14 protein-coding genes are annotated in these 14,898 nt (G+C 53.1%); 7 read left to right on the forward strand and 7 right to left on the reverse strand.

Annotated elements, in window-relative coordinates:
* Nucleotides 1-766 precede the first annotated feature (766 nt).
* The 4 genes from pflA to M6D81_RS13900 all read right to left on the reverse strand — a co-directional run bounded on the left by pflA (nt 767) and on the right by M6D81_RS13900 (nt 7,400).
* Complete coding sequence (gene pflA, locus M6D81_RS13885) at nt 767-1,519, reverse strand: pyruvate formate-lyase-activating protein (RefSeq protein ID WP_262677500.1); 753 nt, start codon at nt 1,517-1,519, stop codon at nt 767-769.
* Nucleotides 1,519-3,780 carry a formate C-acetyltransferase gene (pflB, locus tag M6D81_RS13890; protein ID WP_262677501.1) on the reverse strand — a complete coding sequence of 754 codons (2,262 nt, stop codon included), beginning with the start codon at nt 3,778-3,780 and terminating at the stop codon, nt 1,519-1,521. Before pflB ends, pflA begins: the two co-directional genes overlap by 1 nt.
* 100 nt (nt 3,781-3,880) lie before the next feature.
* The gene (adhE, locus tag M6D81_RS13895; RefSeq protein WP_262677502.1) at nt 3,881-6,490 is read right to left on the reverse strand and encodes a bifunctional acetaldehyde-CoA/alcohol dehydrogenase; all 2,610 of its coding nucleotides are present in this window, start codon (nt 6,488-6,490) and stop codon (nt 3,881-3,883) included.
* 142 nt (nt 6,491-6,632) lie between these two features.
* The gene (locus M6D81_RS13900; protein ID WP_262677503.1) at nt 6,633-7,400 is read right to left on the reverse strand and encodes a Crp/Fnr family transcriptional regulator; all 768 of its coding nucleotides are present in this window, start codon (nt 7,398-7,400) and stop codon (nt 6,633-6,635) included.
* A 245-nt stretch (nt 7,401-7,645) separates the two neighbouring features.
* Here M6D81_RS13900 and M6D81_RS13905 point away from each other — a divergent pair, with 245 nt between their 5' ends.
* From M6D81_RS13905 to M6D81_RS13925, 5 genes are all read left to right on the forward strand, one after another.
* A complete protein-coding gene (locus M6D81_RS13905; RefSeq protein WP_262677504.1) occupies nt 7,646-8,095 on the forward strand; it encodes a hypothetical protein in 450 nt (149 codons plus the stop codon).
* A gap of 65 nt (nt 8,096-8,160) precedes the next feature.
* Complete coding sequence (locus tag M6D81_RS13910; protein ID WP_317259125.1) at nt 8,161-8,817, forward strand: response regulator transcription factor; 657 nt, start codon at nt 8,161-8,163, stop codon at nt 8,815-8,817.
* Nucleotides 8,810-9,931: a PAS domain-containing sensor histidine kinase gene (locus M6D81_RS13915; RefSeq protein WP_410795735.1), complete on the forward strand. Its 1,122-nt coding sequence runs from the start codon at nt 8,810-8,812 to the stop codon at nt 9,929-9,931. The genes M6D81_RS13910 and M6D81_RS13915 overlap by 8 nt, the downstream gene beginning before the upstream one ends.
* 106 nt (nt 9,932-10,037) lie before the next feature.
* Nucleotides 10,038-10,577, forward strand: coding sequence for a DoxX family protein (locus M6D81_RS13920; RefSeq protein ID WP_262677505.1), 540 nt, complete (start codon nt 10,038-10,040; stop codon nt 10,575-10,577).
* A 26-nt stretch (nt 10,578-10,603) separates the two neighbouring features.
* Nucleotides 10,604-10,909, forward strand: coding sequence for a hypothetical protein (locus M6D81_RS13925; RefSeq protein WP_262677506.1), 306 nt, complete (start codon nt 10,604-10,606; stop codon nt 10,907-10,909).
* A 114-nt stretch (nt 10,910-11,023) separates the two neighbouring features.
* Here the strand turns inward: M6D81_RS13925 and M6D81_RS13930 are convergent, their stop codons facing one another.
* The 3 genes from M6D81_RS13930 to M6D81_RS13940 all read right to left on the reverse strand — a co-directional run bounded on the left by M6D81_RS13930 (nt 11,024) and on the right by M6D81_RS13940 (nt 12,549).
* Nucleotides 11,024-11,470, reverse strand: a complete 447-nt coding sequence (locus tag M6D81_RS13930) for a hypothetical protein (protein ID WP_262677507.1) — start codon at nt 11,468-11,470, stop codon at nt 11,024-11,026.
* Nucleotides 11,471-11,643: 173 nt separating this feature from the next.
* A complete protein-coding gene (locus M6D81_RS13935; protein ID WP_262677508.1) occupies nt 11,644-12,009 on the reverse strand; it encodes a DUF6547 family protein in 366 nt (121 codons plus the stop codon).
* An 87-nt stretch (nt 12,010-12,096) separates the two neighbouring features.
* Nucleotides 12,097-12,549, reverse strand: coding sequence for a VOC family protein (locus tag M6D81_RS13940; protein ID WP_262677509.1), 453 nt, complete (start codon nt 12,547-12,549; stop codon nt 12,097-12,099).
* A gap of 436 nt (nt 12,550-12,985) precedes the next feature.
* Between M6D81_RS13940 and M6D81_RS13945 the strand changes: the two genes are divergently transcribed.
* The gene (locus M6D81_RS13945; RefSeq protein WP_262677510.1) at nt 12,986-13,756 is read left to right on the forward strand and encodes a response regulator transcription factor; all 771 of its coding nucleotides are present in this window, start codon (nt 12,986-12,988) and stop codon (nt 13,754-13,756) included.
* Complete coding sequence (locus M6D81_RS13950) at nt 13,753-14,841, forward strand: sensor histidine kinase (protein ID WP_262677511.1); 1,089 nt, start codon at nt 13,753-13,755, stop codon at nt 14,839-14,841. Before M6D81_RS13945 ends, M6D81_RS13950 begins: the two co-directional genes overlap by 4 nt.
* Nucleotides 14,842-14,898: the final 57 nt, after the last annotated feature.

Genomic DNA, 14,898 nt, shown 5'->3' on the forward strand with positions numbered 1-14,898 from the left:
ATCCGCGCAAAATGCTCGCATAGCTCCGCCAATCGAACCCCGCCTGCCCCCAAGTAGCCTTCTATCGCTCATTATGCTCACATAGCCTCCTACGAAAGCCGAAAAGTGTGCTCCATCCGCGCAAAATGCTCACATAGCCCCGCCAATCGAGCCCCGCCTGCCCCCAAGTAGCCTTCTATCGCTCAATATGTTCACATAGCCTCCTATGAAAGCTGAAAAGTGTGCTCCATCCGCGCAAAATGCTCACATAGCCCCGCCAATCGAACCCCGCCCGCCCCCAAGTAGCCTTCTATCGCTCAATATGTTCACATAGCCTCCTATGAAAGCTGAAAAGTGTGCTCCATCCGCGCAAAATGCTCACATAGCCCCGCCAATCGAGCCCCGCCCGCCCCCAAGCAGCCTTCTATCGCTCAATATGCTCACATAGCCCCAACAATCGTGCCCTGGTTAGAATATAGGGAAATAAGAAGAAGCCCCACGAAGGCGTTATGGGGCTTCCTCGGTCCGGCTGCTGAATGAAGCCGATAAGCTGAACATGAACTTTAGTGTTCGTATGCTCGCGATTGATTGTGTGTTATCTTCTTCGTTCCTTGAGAAGAGGGCTACTATCCTGTTGCATCTTTCCTCTAGCATCTTTCCTCTTGCATCAATCCTCTTGCATCAATCCTCTTGCATCAATCCTCTTGCTTCAATCCTCTTGCTTCAATCCTCTTGCATCCATCATTCACGACTCAAGAATCACGACTCGAGAATCACGATTCAAGAATCACGTTTCTTGCTTCGCCAGCTGCTGAGCCAGCTCTACGATTGCCCGAGCGCGCTCCATATCCCTTTCGGATGGAGCGGGAACCCCGTCGAGCATGTAGGGCAAGCCCAACTGCTGCCATTTGTATACGCCCATCCGATGGTAGGGCAGCAGCTCGATCTTCTGCACGCACTTCAGCTTGCCGATATAGCGTCCAAGCTCCTGAAGATCGCTGTAATCATCCGTGACGCCGGGAATGACCACGTGCCTGATCCACGTTGTCGTGCCGATGTCCGACAGATGGGTAGCAAAGCGCAAAATGCGCTCGTTAGACTGGGTAGTAAGCCCGATATGCTTCTGTTCATTTATCTGTTTAAGATCCAGAAGCACCAGATCAGTCGCTTCAAGCAGTCCCGTCTCGTCCGCGACGGACGGCTCGCAGTAGCCGGAGCTGTCCAGTGCGGTATGCAGCCCGTAGCGGCGCTTCGCTTCCCGGAACAGCTCCGCTACGAAAGCGGCTTGCAGCGTCGGCTCTCCGCCCGTAACGGTCAAGCCGCCGCCGGATGCCCGGTAATAGCGGAGATACGGCTCGATCTCCGCAAGCACTTCATCTACGGACATTTCCTGCCCGTCTCCCTTATCCCAAGTGTCGGGATTGTGGCAGAAGCGGCAGCGCAATGCGCATCCTTGCATGAACAAGACGAAGCGTATACCGGGACCGTCTACTGTGCCGAAGGTTTCGAAGGAATGAATGCGGCCCCTGACGTCGCTCATTACATTTCACCGTGGAACGTCCGGCTGATGACTTCAAGCTGCTGTTCCTTCGTCAGCTTGATGAAGTTGACCGCATAGCCCGATACGCGTACAGTCAGCTGCGGATACTGCTCCGGATGCTCCATCGCCGCTTGCAGCGTAGCCCGATCGAACACATTCACATTGAGGTGATGGCCTCCGTTGCCCATATAGCCGTCCAGCAGCGCGGTCAAGTTGTCGACTTGCCCTTCCGCTTCTCGGCCCAGCGCCTTGCCTACGATCGAGAACGTGTTGGAGATGCCGTCAAGCGAGTGCTCGTAAGGCAGCTTGGCTACGCTGGCGAGCGAAGCGAGCGCGCCCTTGCGGTCGCGGCCGTGCATTGGATTGGCGCCGGGCGCGAACGGCTCGCCTGCTTTCCGTCCGTCCGGCGTCGAGCCCGTCTTCTTGCCGTAGACGACGTTCGAAGTAATCGTCAGGACGGATTGCGTCGGAATGGCGTCGCGATACGGCTTATGCGTACGAAGCTTGTTCATGAACGTCTCTACAAGTCCGACGGCAATGTCATCGACGCGTTGGTCGTTGTTGCCGTATTGCGGGTAGTCGCCTTCGATGCGGAAGTCGACAGCGATGCCGTCCTCATTGCGGATCGGATATACCTTGGCATGCTTGATGGCGCTGAGGCTGTCGGCGACGACGGACAAGCCGGCGATGCCGCATGCCATCGTGCGGATAATCTCCCGGTCGTGCAGGGCGAATTCCAGTCGCTCGTAGCAATATTTGTCATGCATATAGTGAATGACGTTCAATGTGTTCATATACAGTCCTGCCAGCCAATCCATCACCTTGTCGAAGCGCGCTACTACATCATCATAATCCAGCAATTCGGCTGTGATCGGCGCTTCCGCCGAGGATACGACTTGCAAGCCCAGCTTCTCATCCACGCCGCCGTTGATGGCGTACAGAAGGGCCTTTGCCAGATTGGCGCGAGCTCCGAAGAACTGCATTTGCTTTCCGATCCGCATAGCGGATACACAGCAGGCGATGCCGTAATCGTCCCCGAACTGCGGACGCATCAGGTCGTCGTTCTCATATTGGATGGAGCTGGTCTCGATGGATACCTTGGCGCAGAACTTCTTGAAGCCTTCCGGCAGCTGCTCGGACCAGAGCACAGTTAAGTTCGGCTCTGGAGCAGGACCCAGATTGTACAGCGTATGAAGCAGGCGGAACGACGTCTTCGTGACCATCGGCCGGCCGTCTTCAGCAATGCCGCCGATCGCTTCCGTTACCCAGGTAGGGTCGCCGCTGAACAGTTCGTTGTAGTCCGGCGTACGTAGGAACTTCACGATGCGAAGCTTCATGACGAAGTGGTCGATCATCTCCTGCGCTTCCTGCTCTGTCAGCATGCCGTCTCTCAGATCGCGTTCGAAGTAGATGTCCAGGAAGGTGGAGACGCGGCCAAGGCTCATCGCCGCTCCGTTCTGCTCCTTAATCGCGCCCAGGTAGGCAAAATACAGCCATTGCACCGCCTCCAGCGCATTGCTTGCAGGCCGGGAAATGTCGAAGCCGTAAGAGGCGGCCATCTCCTTCAGTTCCAGCAGCGCGCGGAGCTGCTCGGAATGCTCTTCGCGCTCGCGCATGACCGCTTCAGTCATATCCGCATGGTCGGTCAACGCCCGATCCCGTTTCTTCTCCTCGATGAGTCGGTCTACGCCGTACAGCGCCACACGCCGGTAGTCGCCGATGATGCGGCCTCTGCCGTAAGCGTCCGGCAAGCCGGTAATAATGCCGGCCTTGCGCGCCAGCCTCATATCAGGCGTATAAGCGTCGAATACGCCTTGGTTATGCGTCTTGCGAATGTCTGTGAAGAGCTTCACAATCTCTTCCGGAAGTTCAAAGCCGTACGCCTCACAAGCATCTTGCACCATGCGAATGCCGCCGAACGGCTGGATCGAGCGCTTGAACGGCTCGTCTGTCTGAACGCCGACGATCTGCTCCAGCTTCTTGTCGATATACCCCGGCTTATGGGACACAATCGTGGATGGCGTATTCACGTCTACATCCAGCACACCGCCGCGCTGCCGCTCCTGACGGGTCAGCTCGCTAATCTCATCCCATAGCTTCTTCGTCGCCTCCGTCGCGCCTGCCAGGAAGGAATCGCCGCCCACGTAAGGCGTCATGTTCGCAAGAATGAACGCTCTGACATTGACGCGCTGCTCCCACTGACCGCCCTGGAATCCTTGCCATGCATCATCCCGCTTTACTTGCTGCTTGGTGGTAGTCATACTTGTAACCTCCTAGGGAATAATAGGAGAGAGAGCGCAGGGCTCTCATCTCCTTCGAATAAGTGGCATTGCTTCGCTAACGTCCGACCGAGCTATTTCTCTACTCGAACGTGCCGTAGTACGTTTTCTTGTACACTTCCGCAAGCTCCGTAACGAGCGGCAGACGCGGATTGGCCGTCGTACACTGATCCTCGAACGCCCGATCGGCCAAGTAATCCACCTTGGAGAGGAATTCCTTCTCGTTCACGCCCGCCTCTTGGAAGCTCTCCGGTATGCCGAGCGAACGGTTCAGCTTGCGCACCGCTTCGATCAGGCTGTTCACGCCGTCGGCTGTGGAGCCGGCAGGCAATCCCAGCATACGGGCGATCTCGGCGTAACGGACATCCGCTTTGAAGTGGTCATATTTCGGGAACGACTGGAACTTCGTCGGACGCTGCGCATTGTAGCGAATGACATGCGGCATCAGAATCGCATTGGTGCGGCCGTGCGCGAGGTGGAATTCCGCCCCGAACTTATGCGCCAAGCTGTGGTTGATGCCGAGGAACGCATTGGCGAAGGCCATGCCGGCGATCGTCGACGCATTGTGCATTTTCTCCCGGGCGACTACATCACCTGTTGCGAACGATTTCTCCAGATTCTCGAAGACAAGCTGGATTGCCTTCATCGCCAGACCGTCCGTATAGTCGTTCGCCATGACGGATACGTACGATTCGATCGCATGCGTGAGCACGTCCATCCCGGTATCTGCGACGATTGTCTTCGGCAAGCTGTATACATACTCGGGATCGATGATCGCTACGTCAGGCGTCAGCTCGTAATCGGCCAGCGGGTATTTCGTGTTGCCGTTTTTCTTGTCGGTAATGACGGCGAAGGAAGTTACCTCCGAGCCAGTGCCCGATGTTGTCGGAATCGCGACGAACTGCGCCTTGTTGCCAAGTCTAGGATATTTGTAGACACGCTTGCGAATGTCCAGGAACTTCATTTTGATTGCTTCGAAATTCGTGTCCGGGTATTCATAGAACAGCCACATCGCCTTCGCTGCATCCATCGGAGAGCCGCCGCCAAGTGCGATGATGCAGTCCGGCTGGAAGCGATTCATCACATCGGTGCCACGCGCCACGGTTTCCACTGATGGATCGGGCTCAATATCCTCGAATATTTCGATTTGAACGGGCTGCTTGCGTTTGCGCAAGTAATATTCGATCTTTTCGACGTAACCCAGCTTGACCATCATCGCATCTGTGACGATGAGCACACGGCTGATGTCCGGCATTTTGGCAAGATATTGGGTCGCACCGCGTTCAAAGTAGATTTTCGGCGGTATTTTGAACCATTGCATATTCACAGTACGGTCCGCTACGCGCTTAATGTTGAGCAGGTTGACGGCAGACACGTTGTTGGTCGTGGAGTTATGGCCGTATGAACCGCATCCCAGCGTAAGCGACGGAAGATTCGTATTGTAGATGTCGCCGATCGCACCGTGTGTAGAAGGCGAATTGACGATGACCCGTCCAGTCTGCAAGCGTGCGGCGAACGCTTCGATTACCGCTTCATTACTGGAGTGGATGACCGAAGAGTGGCCCATGCCGCCGTATTGCACGACCTCAGCGGAACGCTGGATGCCCTGCTCGGCATTTTTGACGCGGTAGCAAGCCAGCACTGGACTTAGCTTCTCGGCAGATAACGGATACTCATCGCCTACTCCGCCAAGCTCCGCGACGAGAATTTTCGTGTCCTCCGGTACGTTCACGCCTGCCATCTTGGCGATCGTCACAGCGGATTGGCCGACGATGACGCCGTTAACCGCGCATTTCTCGGAGTTGATGACCAGACCGGATACAGCCGCGGTTTCCTGCTCGTTCAAGAAGTAGCAGCCTAGCGCGCTCATCATGTTTTTCACCGCATCGTATACTGGTTCTTCAATAATAACTGCTTGTTCCGAAGCGCAGATCATGCCGTTGTCGAATGTCTTGGACAAGATCAGGTCCGTTACCGCTTGCTTCAGATTCGCTGTCTTGTCGATGAAGCATGGCACATTGCCTGGGCCTACGCCGAGCGCAGGCTTGCCTGTGCTGTAAGCCGCCTTTACCATCGCTGCTCCTCCTGTTGCAAGCACGAGCGCTACGCCCTTATGGTTCATCAGCAGTCCCGTCGCTTCCATGGAAGGCTGGGCGATCCATTGAATGCAATGGGCCGGCGCTCCCGCTTCTACCGCCGCATCCAGCAGGACGCGGGCAGCTTCGGCGCTGCAGTTCTGTGCGGATGGATGGAAGCCGAATATGATCGGGTTGCGTGTCTTAATGGCGATCAGCGCCTTGAACATCGTTGTGGATGTAGGGTTGGTTACTGGCGTCACGCCAGCAATAACGCCTACTGGCTCGGCGATCATCCGGTAGTTCTCATATGGATTGGATTCGATAATGCCAACGGTTTTGTCGTATTTAATGCTGTGATAAATATACTCGGTTGCGAAAATATTCTTCGTAATTTTGTCCTCATATACGCCGCGGCCGGTTTCTTCCACCGCCATCTTCGCGAGCTGCATATGCTTATCAAGTCCGGCCAGCGCCATTTTCTGCACAATATGATCCACTTGCTCCTGAGACAGGGACATGAACTGTTCTTGCGCCTTTCGTGCGCGTTCTACCAATCGGTCAATTATCTCGCCAGCAGTTTGTCCGGCAGCCATCTTCTTCTCTTTCACAGCCATGCTTGCTCACTCCTTATCCTTCAATAGCTTACAATTTAATCATATGCCCGCCGCATTCTTCCTTCTGTGAGAAATATCACTTTATACTGGAGGGATGTGACAATTAAATGGATGATTCATCTAGTTCTTGCCTTCAGCCTTGCTATATGCGGCAAATATGATTGGGACACAACGGACAGTCCGGGCATCCGGCCATCTGGCGAAGCTCTTGCAAGTCCACGATGCGGAGCATGCCCGTTCCGACACATTCCACAATGCCGTCGCGCTTCATCTTCGCTAGCATCCGGTTAATGCCTTCCCTGGTCGTGCCCACCAGCTCCGCCAGCTCGTTGTTGGTCAGCTTGATGTCGATAAGCAGCCCATCCTCCTGCTGAATGCCGAAGCTGTTGCACAGACGGATTAACGTGGAAGCGAGCGCTCCGTTCTTGCCGCCCATCAGCAGATCTCGCAGCTTGGATTCAGTCTGCCGCTGGATCTGGCTCATCCACATAGCGAAGCGGTAAGCGAACTCGCCATTGCGGCATAGCAGCATCTCCAGCTGCAATCGGGAGATGACGCCGACCTTCACCTCGCCCATCGCTTCCGCGCTGTAGCGGTGGAAGGTGTCCCAGGCATCAATGTCGGCGATCATATCGCCGGACTGGACGATGGACAGCAGCAAGTCTTTGCCGTCGCTGGTTGACTTGCGCAGCTTCATCCGGCCTTCCAGCACCCAATAGACGGCCGTCGATTCGTCGCCTTCCCAGAACAGGTAGCTGCCGGCGGGAAGCCGCTTGATATGCATGACGGAAGCCAATTGATCGCATTGTTCTGCGGAGAAGACATCCGTAATGCCGCCGTTATGCCAGAGATGTTCTTTCGTCGTTTCGGGTTTTGTATCGGTTGCAAAGTAAATGCTCACTGCCATCATCCTTTCGAGATTCCTTATGTCTTCATCATACTTGCAGGGGGCGACAGGCGTAATCAGGGAACTCCCTGATTATATTAGGGGAATTCTCCTGACTTACATCGGGTAAATAAATCTTTATAATAGAAACTACAATATATCGCCAATAACAATTTTGGATTTCGAGCATCTCGAAAACTGATACATTCTTATGTGGTAAGAAATGCGTGACGTTCGGGTTGATGTCAGATGACGAAAGGGTTAGTGCCATGGTTATGAATATGAAAGAAGAGTCCGGAGCAGAAGTGCGGAATTGGCTGCAAGTGCTTATGCATCAGACGGAGAGCGAAGTGGTGGCGGTCGGGCACCTGGACGCTTCGACGCGCAAGCTGCAATGGGTGGAGATGTGCGGTCACCGCAACGAACGGACGGTCGCTATTCGTCAGAGAGCGACACAGGGGCTGTCGGGCATGGCTCTGCGTGCCGGAAGACCGATGGAGACGAAGGCGCCGCTTGGGGACGGGGAGCGCTTCAAGCTTGGTGAAGCCATTATGTTGACGGAATCGTTAAGTATAGCGGCCGCCATCCCTTTGAAGCAGGACGCGCAATATAATTGGATCGTCCTGCTTGGGCGCAGGAGCGGTGAGGTGTACACGCCTCAGCATCTCCAGATCGGCCGGCAATGGGGCGAAGAATTTGTAAAGAAGATGGTGGTGTGAATTTTTGGCTGTGATTACAAGCAGAACCCTTTATAATAGAAATTAAAGAACAAAGGAGGGGAATCATGATCAAGCTGTTAATATGCGACGACCATGCCGTCGTCAGGTCCGGACTGGCCATGCTGCTGGACGGCAAGCACGGCATTCAAGTCGTGGGGGAAGCTTCTGAAGGCGACGAAGCGATCGCCTTGACGAAGGAGCTGTCGCCGGATGTCGTCCTGATGGACCTCAGCATGCCACACGGCAAGGATGGCATGACAGCCACTTCCGAGCTGAAGAAGCTGTCGCCGGATACGGCTGTCCTTATATTGACGATGCATGACGATGAAGAATATTTGTTCCGAGCAATCGGAATTGGAGCCTCGGGCTATATATTGAAGAATGCGCCGCATGATGAACTCGTGTCGGCCATTCAATGCGTCGCCAGCGGCGACGCTTATCTGTATCCTACTGCAACCAAGAAGCTGATGAACGATTACATGGACCGGATCAGGAACGGGGGAGACGGTGCAAGCCCCTATGATACCTTGTCGGACAGAGAGAAGGAAATATTGGGCTGGCTGGCGAAAGGGTATACGAACAAAGAGATCGCTGCCAACCTGTACATCAGCGTCAAGACGGTGGAAACGCACAAGAGCCACCTGATGGACAAGTTGGGGTTGAAGTCGCGGCCGGATCTCGTGAAATTTGCGATGAAGAAAGGGTTGCTGCAGTTTGAGTAGAGAAGGGCATTATAATTGGATTGGCAATGCCGGTGAAGAAGTACGCGAACTGCTCTGCCGACTGGAGGAGCAACTGCAGGACGACGAGCTGCTGGCCAGCGCCAAGCACTCTCTGGCGCAGCTGTCGGACGTCAAGTTCGCCCTGGATGCTTCGTCGATCGTAGCCATAACGGATGCCAGAGGCGCCATACTATACGTCAATGACAAGTTCTGCGAAATATCGAAGTATGAACGGCACGAATTGCTGGGGCAGGATCACCGCATTATCAATTCCGGCTATCACGGCAAAGATTTCTTCCGTGAACTGTGGCGCACGATCTCGCGCGGCGAGGTATGGCGCGGCGAAGTGAAGAACCGGGCGAAGGACGGCAGCTATTATTGGGTGAATACGACGATCGTGCCGTTCCTGAACGAGAAGGGAAGGCCGTATCAATATTTGGCCATACGTACGGAAGTGACGGACCGGAAGCGAGCGGAGCGCGAACTGAAGGCCATGATGGAGAAAGTCATGCAGGTGCAGGAAGAGGAACGCAAGCGAATATCCCGGGAGCTGCATGACGGGGTAGGCCAAAGCCTGTTCTCGCTGCTGATCGGACTTGACAGGCTCATCGGCGATCATGAGGGAGTTGACGGCTTGAAGCAGCTCCGCGACGAGGTGTCCGGCGTCATGGAGGATGTCAGAGGGATGGCTTGGGAGCTAAGGCCGTCTGTATTGGATGATCTGGGGGTAGGTCCTGCGATTCGTACGTATATCGACAATTATTCCGAGCACTTCGGCATTGACGTGCAGTTCACGAACGACTTGCGGAATCGGCTGGGCTCCTTGAAGGAGACGGCGATCTATCGCGTTATTCAGGAGGCGCTCACCAACATTGCCAAGTATGCGGGGGTTCAGGAGGCGGAGGTGACGATCGAGGAACGGGAGTATGAAGTCGCCGTGACGATCGCAGACCGCGGAGCCGGCTTCCTTACCGACGGAGATCCGACAGGCGTCGGCATGTTCAGCATGGAGGAGAGAGCCAGGGCGGTTGGCGGCAAGCTGACGGTAACTTCGGCTTTGGGAGAAGGGACGGAAGTGAAGCTGCTGGTGCCGTGGGATGCGCCGGCACAATAGGCAATAGTGACTTTTACACATTCTGAACTGAATTTGTGACAAAAGTCACTTCGAAAGCCAATCATCTCCAATATACTTGAGACATCAAGCAAAGGAGTGATGGCAAATGATGAAACTATGGAGAGAGAATGTATGGACAGCAGGCATCATTACCGTGATCAGACTGGTATTAGGGTATAAATGGCTGACATCCGGTTGGAATAAAATTACAGGCGAAAAGGCTTTCGATGCTGCCGGCTACTTGAATCGCGTAGTGGAAAACCCAGTGATGGACGGCGGTTCGGGCACAGAGATGTATCCGACGTACAACGCCTTTATCGAGCATTTCGCGCTGCCGAACGTTAAGATCATCAACTTCCTGATCCCTTGGGGAGAGTTCCTGGTTGGGATTGGCCTTATTCTGGGAACGCTGACGCTGACCGCTGCATTCTTCGGTCTTATGATGAACTTCATGTTCATGTTCGCGGGCACGGTTAGCTCGAACCCTTGGCTGTTGCTGCTGGGTCTGCTGGTCATTGTCGCGGGCACGAATGCCGGACGCTTCGGAGTCGACCGCTTCCTGACGCCTTGGCTGCACGCGAAGGTGTGGAGCAAGCTTCCCGGTCCGTTCGGGAAGAACAATGGAACGGGAGCCGCATTGAAGTAAGAACGCAAGGAGGACCCTGTTGAACTATGAGAGAGTGCATCGTTCACTTTAAGCTGATCAGGGGTGCAAGCAGCAAAATGCTGCGAGCCTTGATCATGCTGCCGAAGGACAAACAGCCTGAGATATCCGACTTCATTAGCGCATTCGCGCAGCTCGGCTACCAAGTCGTGCTTGAGAACGAACGGGAGCTGATCTTCGCTCCATCCGCTGCCGGCGAGACTTACAAGCTTGATATTACCTCAATTGAAGTAAAAGGCGAGACGGAGGAAGCGACTGAGCATGACGGCGAGCTTAGAGCTATATTGGAGCATTTGGTGAGACGGGGCTGGTAGTTGACATAAGCGTAACAGAACAAGGAGACAATCATCGCGATCCAAGCGGTGGTTGTCTTTTTTTATTCAGGCTATGTTAAGAGGCGGCTAATTGAGCTATCGTTCCCAGATAGCTTAGCGTTTCACTTCCGTCACAACAGGTTCTGATATTGTGACAATGTCAACTATGTGGTCAAGACAAGAAATCCCATAGTGCTTAAATGGTCCTGGAAAATCCTCTGTTGCGAAAGTTCCAACAGAAACAAAGTCCAGATACCTTGATTTCTTGTATACCCTAAATATCATCCCTTCAAATTCCTCGTAATCATCCCATACTGTAAAGGATTCATTTCGAACGGAATATGCAATGTATGATTGAAAATCAATTTGTATTATTGGAGAGTTTTTATCAGCATTTATCGAATACGAGTCCCCGAATTCTTTCTTATCAATAATAAGCCGTTCAGGTGTATCACTCATTTTGCTTCTGCTAAAATATAGCTTTAATTCATTTACTTTAGGCTCTGTAAGACCAAAGAAAAATACATCTTTCAGTTCCATTAAACCTTTATACTCCAACACGAATCCCCTCTCCGCAAATCAGAATTCATTCTTTATTTCTTACATTGATTTTCGTGCTCATACTCCGCAATACTGCAAGTTAACGTAATGAAGCTGTCAATTGCAACGGCAGCTTCATCTAAGTTGTGTATTGAGCTAAAGTTCCCCGATAGCTTAATGTGTGATTTACGAAATTAGCTATTCTGATCCGGCCATGAATCTCCTTCTCTGCGGCATACCCAATCATAATGCATACCAGAGTCAAAGGGATCAGTTGCCATTTTTACTTCATTTTTCACGATTTCAAGCCCTTCAAGATTGATTTGATCTGTAAGATATACAAGTACATCATGAATCCCGCCATCTCGAGCCGATTGGGCGATCAGTGCTATTACCTCTTTTTGTTCTGTCGTCAATTCACTCAAAACTTTATTGATCTTCTCGTTTTCAACGGTCTTCGGCCAGCCATTACCCGCTATCCAGCATGGTAACACACATGGGCGTAGTTCTACTAAATCATCAATGAATCCCTTATAAAGTTCTAATGCTTGCTTCTCCATCTGTCTACCCCCAGTTTAGGATTCCTTTATAGGTTTTAATTCTCTGAAGATTGAACTAAAGTACCCGTTAGTTTAGTCCCTCGTCACTTATTTATTACCCACTTGTTCCGCCAAACCGATTAGAAGCCCTTCAACTCCACGAATGTAGCAGAGCCGATACGAGTCCTCGAACTGAACCACTTCTCCAACGAGTTGAGCACCATACTTAGTGAGTCTGGATACCAGTTCGTCAATGTCTTCAACGGTGAACATAACGCGTAGATAACCGAGGGCATTTACCGGAGCAGTTCGGTGATCAGATATAGTAACAGGGGTGAGAAATCGCGAAAGTTCAAGTCGGCTGTGGCCATCTGGGGTAACCATCATAGCAATCTCTACACACTGTGAACCCAGCCCGGTTACGCGACCAGCCCATTCACCTTCGATAGTAGTCCGCCCTTCGAGCTTCAAGCCAATCTCTTCGAAGAAAGAGATTGCGTCATCAAGGGATTCTACAACGACACCAACATTGTCCATTCTTAGTAATTTGTTATTTGCCATAGCTTTATCTCCTTATGTGTATAAATTTATTACCTGATTATCTTCATACATATTCTATCGAGAATCGCTAATCCCTTTCAAACGATTAACGTCTTGTCACCATATAGGATAACAAGTACCCCGGTAGGCTTCAAAGCATTGCCCCACTTTGTGTGCGAGCCGGGCTAGTGTATGAATCCTACACTGGAGCATCGAAAAAACCTCGCTTGCGAATGAAGCAGAAGGAGGTACTGGGGTTGCAGGCGATGTAACCTCGGTTGCAATTTGGATATATGTATGAAGGACGCCGTCAGGCGTTTTCTCACTGGATTTTGCCAGTGACTGGGATGAAGTTTGCCGGTGGAATGGTTATAGTAATAAGATAGAGGGAATGGTACAAGTTGCTCTCTCACATATATAGAAATGACAAGTTCCGGAGAGAAGGTGGAGGATCAGGATGTATCGGATATTTATTGTGGAAGACGATGAGAAGATCGCTGCGATATTGAGAGGGCGAATGGAGCAGTACGGATACGAGGCGGCTGCGGCGAGCGAATTCCGCGAACTGATGCCACAGCTGGAAGCGTTCGCCCCTCATCTGGTACTGCTGGATATCAACTTGCCGTACTTCGACGGTTATTACTGGTGCCGCCAGATTCGAATGCGCTCCAGCATGCCTATCATCTATATCTCCGCCCGAGCCGGGGAGATGGACCAGGTGATGGCGATCGAGAACGGCGGCGACGACTATATTACGAAGCCGATTCAACTGGAGCTGCTGATGGCGAAGGTAAGAAGCGCACTAAGACGCGCGTACGGCGAATATGCGGCTTTGCCGGATACGATGGGCCGCGGCGGTTCGGACGGAGAAGGCGGAACCGAGAACGCTGTGCGTTATGACGCTTCGGAGCTGTCGGCCCATGGCCTGAAGCTTCACTTGAGCCGAAGCGAGCTGGAATGGAAGGGACGGAAGATCGAGCTGACGAAGAATGAAGGCTTGCTTGCGGAATGCCTGCTGCGGAAGCCGGGCCATGTCATTCCCCGTGAATCGCTGCTGGAGGCGTTATGGGACGATGTCCAATTCGTCGACGACAATACGCTGACGGTCAATGTGACGCGGCTGCGCAAGAAGCTGGAGGAGCTGGGACTGCCGAAGATAATCGAGACAATTAGAGGGCAGGGGTACAAGTTGTCCGAAGATGTACTGCGCGAGGGTGCGGCAACATGAGGACGACGGGCAAGGGATTGTCGCTCATTCTGTTCCTGAAGGACCGCTTATTGTATATGGGACTCGTAATCGTCATAATCGGTCTCGCATCGAGCCTCTTCCTGCTGGAGACGGCACGGCATCCGGGACTTGTGGAGACGGGGACGATGGTCTATTTCGTGCTGCTGGCGCTGTTCATGCTTGGCGTATGGCTCGTACTGGATTACGTGAGACAGCGGCATTATTACAATGAACTGAAAGAAGCCATTATAAAATCTGACGAGCTTCAAGCGCCGATGATTATCGGTGCGGCCGTAACGAGCGAGCAGCAGCTTGTCGTCAAGCTGCTGGAGGAGCAGCATCGCGCTTATCTGAACGAGCTGGGACGCTACCGGCGCCAGCAGGAGATGCACAATCATTATGTGATGCAATGGGTGCATCACATGAAGACGCCGATATCCGTCATCGATCTGCATATGCAGGAAGCGCAAGGCTCGAGCGCCATCGGCGAAGCGGAGCTTGGAGAGCTTGCCCGCAGCGTCAGGGAGGAGACGGAGCGCATGACGCGGGGGCTGGAGATGATGCTGCATACGGCAAGGCTGGAGAAGTTCGAGCTGGATGTGCATATTCGCCGCAAGCCGCTGCACGATCTGATCAGGGCTTCGGTCAATGCCCATAAGCGGCTATGCATTCAGTACGCCATCTATCCCCGGATTGAAGGCGAGGCGTGGGTGGAGACGGACGAGAAGTGGATGATCTTCGTCATTAATCAGTTGACAAGCAATGCGATCAAATACAGCAAGAGCAAGCCGGGCTCCAAGAAGCTGATCTACCGGATAACGGAGCATGCGGGAGGAGAAGTGGTACTGGCTGTTATCGACGAAGGCATCGGCATACCGAAGCAAGAGCTGTCCCGCATATTCGATGCTTTCTTCACCGGCGAGAATGGCCGGACGAGCGGGGAATCGACGGGAATGGGACTTTACTTGACCAAGCAAGTGTGCATGAAGCTGGGACATGCCATCTCGGTGTCTTCCGAGCCGGGGGAGGGCACGGCGTTCAGCCTTGTCTTCAAGCCCGCCGGCATTCATGTCATGTCCGAGTGACAGAATTGTAAGGTTACAGGCGGAACAATGAAAGGATTATCGATGGGTTCCCGCACT

It is taken from the genome of Paenibacillus sp. J5C2022 (assembly GCF_025567625.1).
GTDB lineage: Bacteria > Bacillota > Bacilli > Paenibacillales > Paenibacillaceae > Pristimantibacillus.

Bases quoted from the DNA above. Each gene is read 5' to 3' on its own strand.
- adhE (WP_262677502.1), bottom strand. From the start codon at position 6,490: ATGGCTGTGAAAGAGAAGAAGATGGCTGCCGGACAAACTGCTGGCGAG.
- M6D81_RS13925 (WP_262677506.1), top strand. From the start codon at position 10,604: ATGAGAGAGTGCATCGTTCACTTTAAGCTGATCAGGGGTGCAAGCAGC.
- M6D81_RS13900 (WP_262677503.1), bottom strand. From the start codon at position 7,400: ATGATGGCAGTGAGCATTTACTTTGCAACCGATACAAAACCCGAAACG.
- M6D81_RS13945 (WP_262677510.1), top strand. From the start codon at position 12,986: ATGTATCGGATATTTATTGTGGAAGACGATGAGAAGATCGCTGCGATA.
- M6D81_RS13905 (WP_262677504.1), top strand. From the start codon at position 7,646: ATGGTTATGAATATGAAAGAAGAGTCCGGAGCAGAAGTGCGGAATTGG.
- M6D81_RS13920 (WP_262677505.1), top strand. From the start codon at position 10,038: ATGATGAAACTATGGAGAGAGAATGTATGGACAGCAGGCATCATTACC.
- pflA (WP_262677500.1), bottom strand. From the start codon at position 1,519: ATGAGCGACGTCAGGGGCCGCATTCATTCCTTCGAAACCTTCGGCACA.
- M6D81_RS13950 (WP_262677511.1), top strand. From the start codon at position 13,753: ATGAGGACGACGGGCAAGGGATTGTCGCTCATTCTGTTCCTGAAGGAC.
- M6D81_RS13935 (WP_262677508.1), bottom strand. From the start codon at position 12,009: ATGGAGAAGCAAGCATTAGAACTTTATAAGGGATTCATTGATGATTTA.
- M6D81_RS13940 (WP_262677509.1), bottom strand. From the start codon at position 12,549: ATGGCAAATAACAAATTACTAAGAATGGACAATGTTGGTGTCGTTGTA.
- pflB (WP_262677501.1), bottom strand. From the start codon at position 3,780: ATGACTACCACCAAGCAGCAAGTAAAGCGGGATGATGCATGGCAAGGA.
- M6D81_RS13910 (WP_317259125.1), top strand. From the start codon at position 8,161: ATGATCAAGCTGTTAATATGCGACGACCATGCCGTCGTCAGGTCCGGA.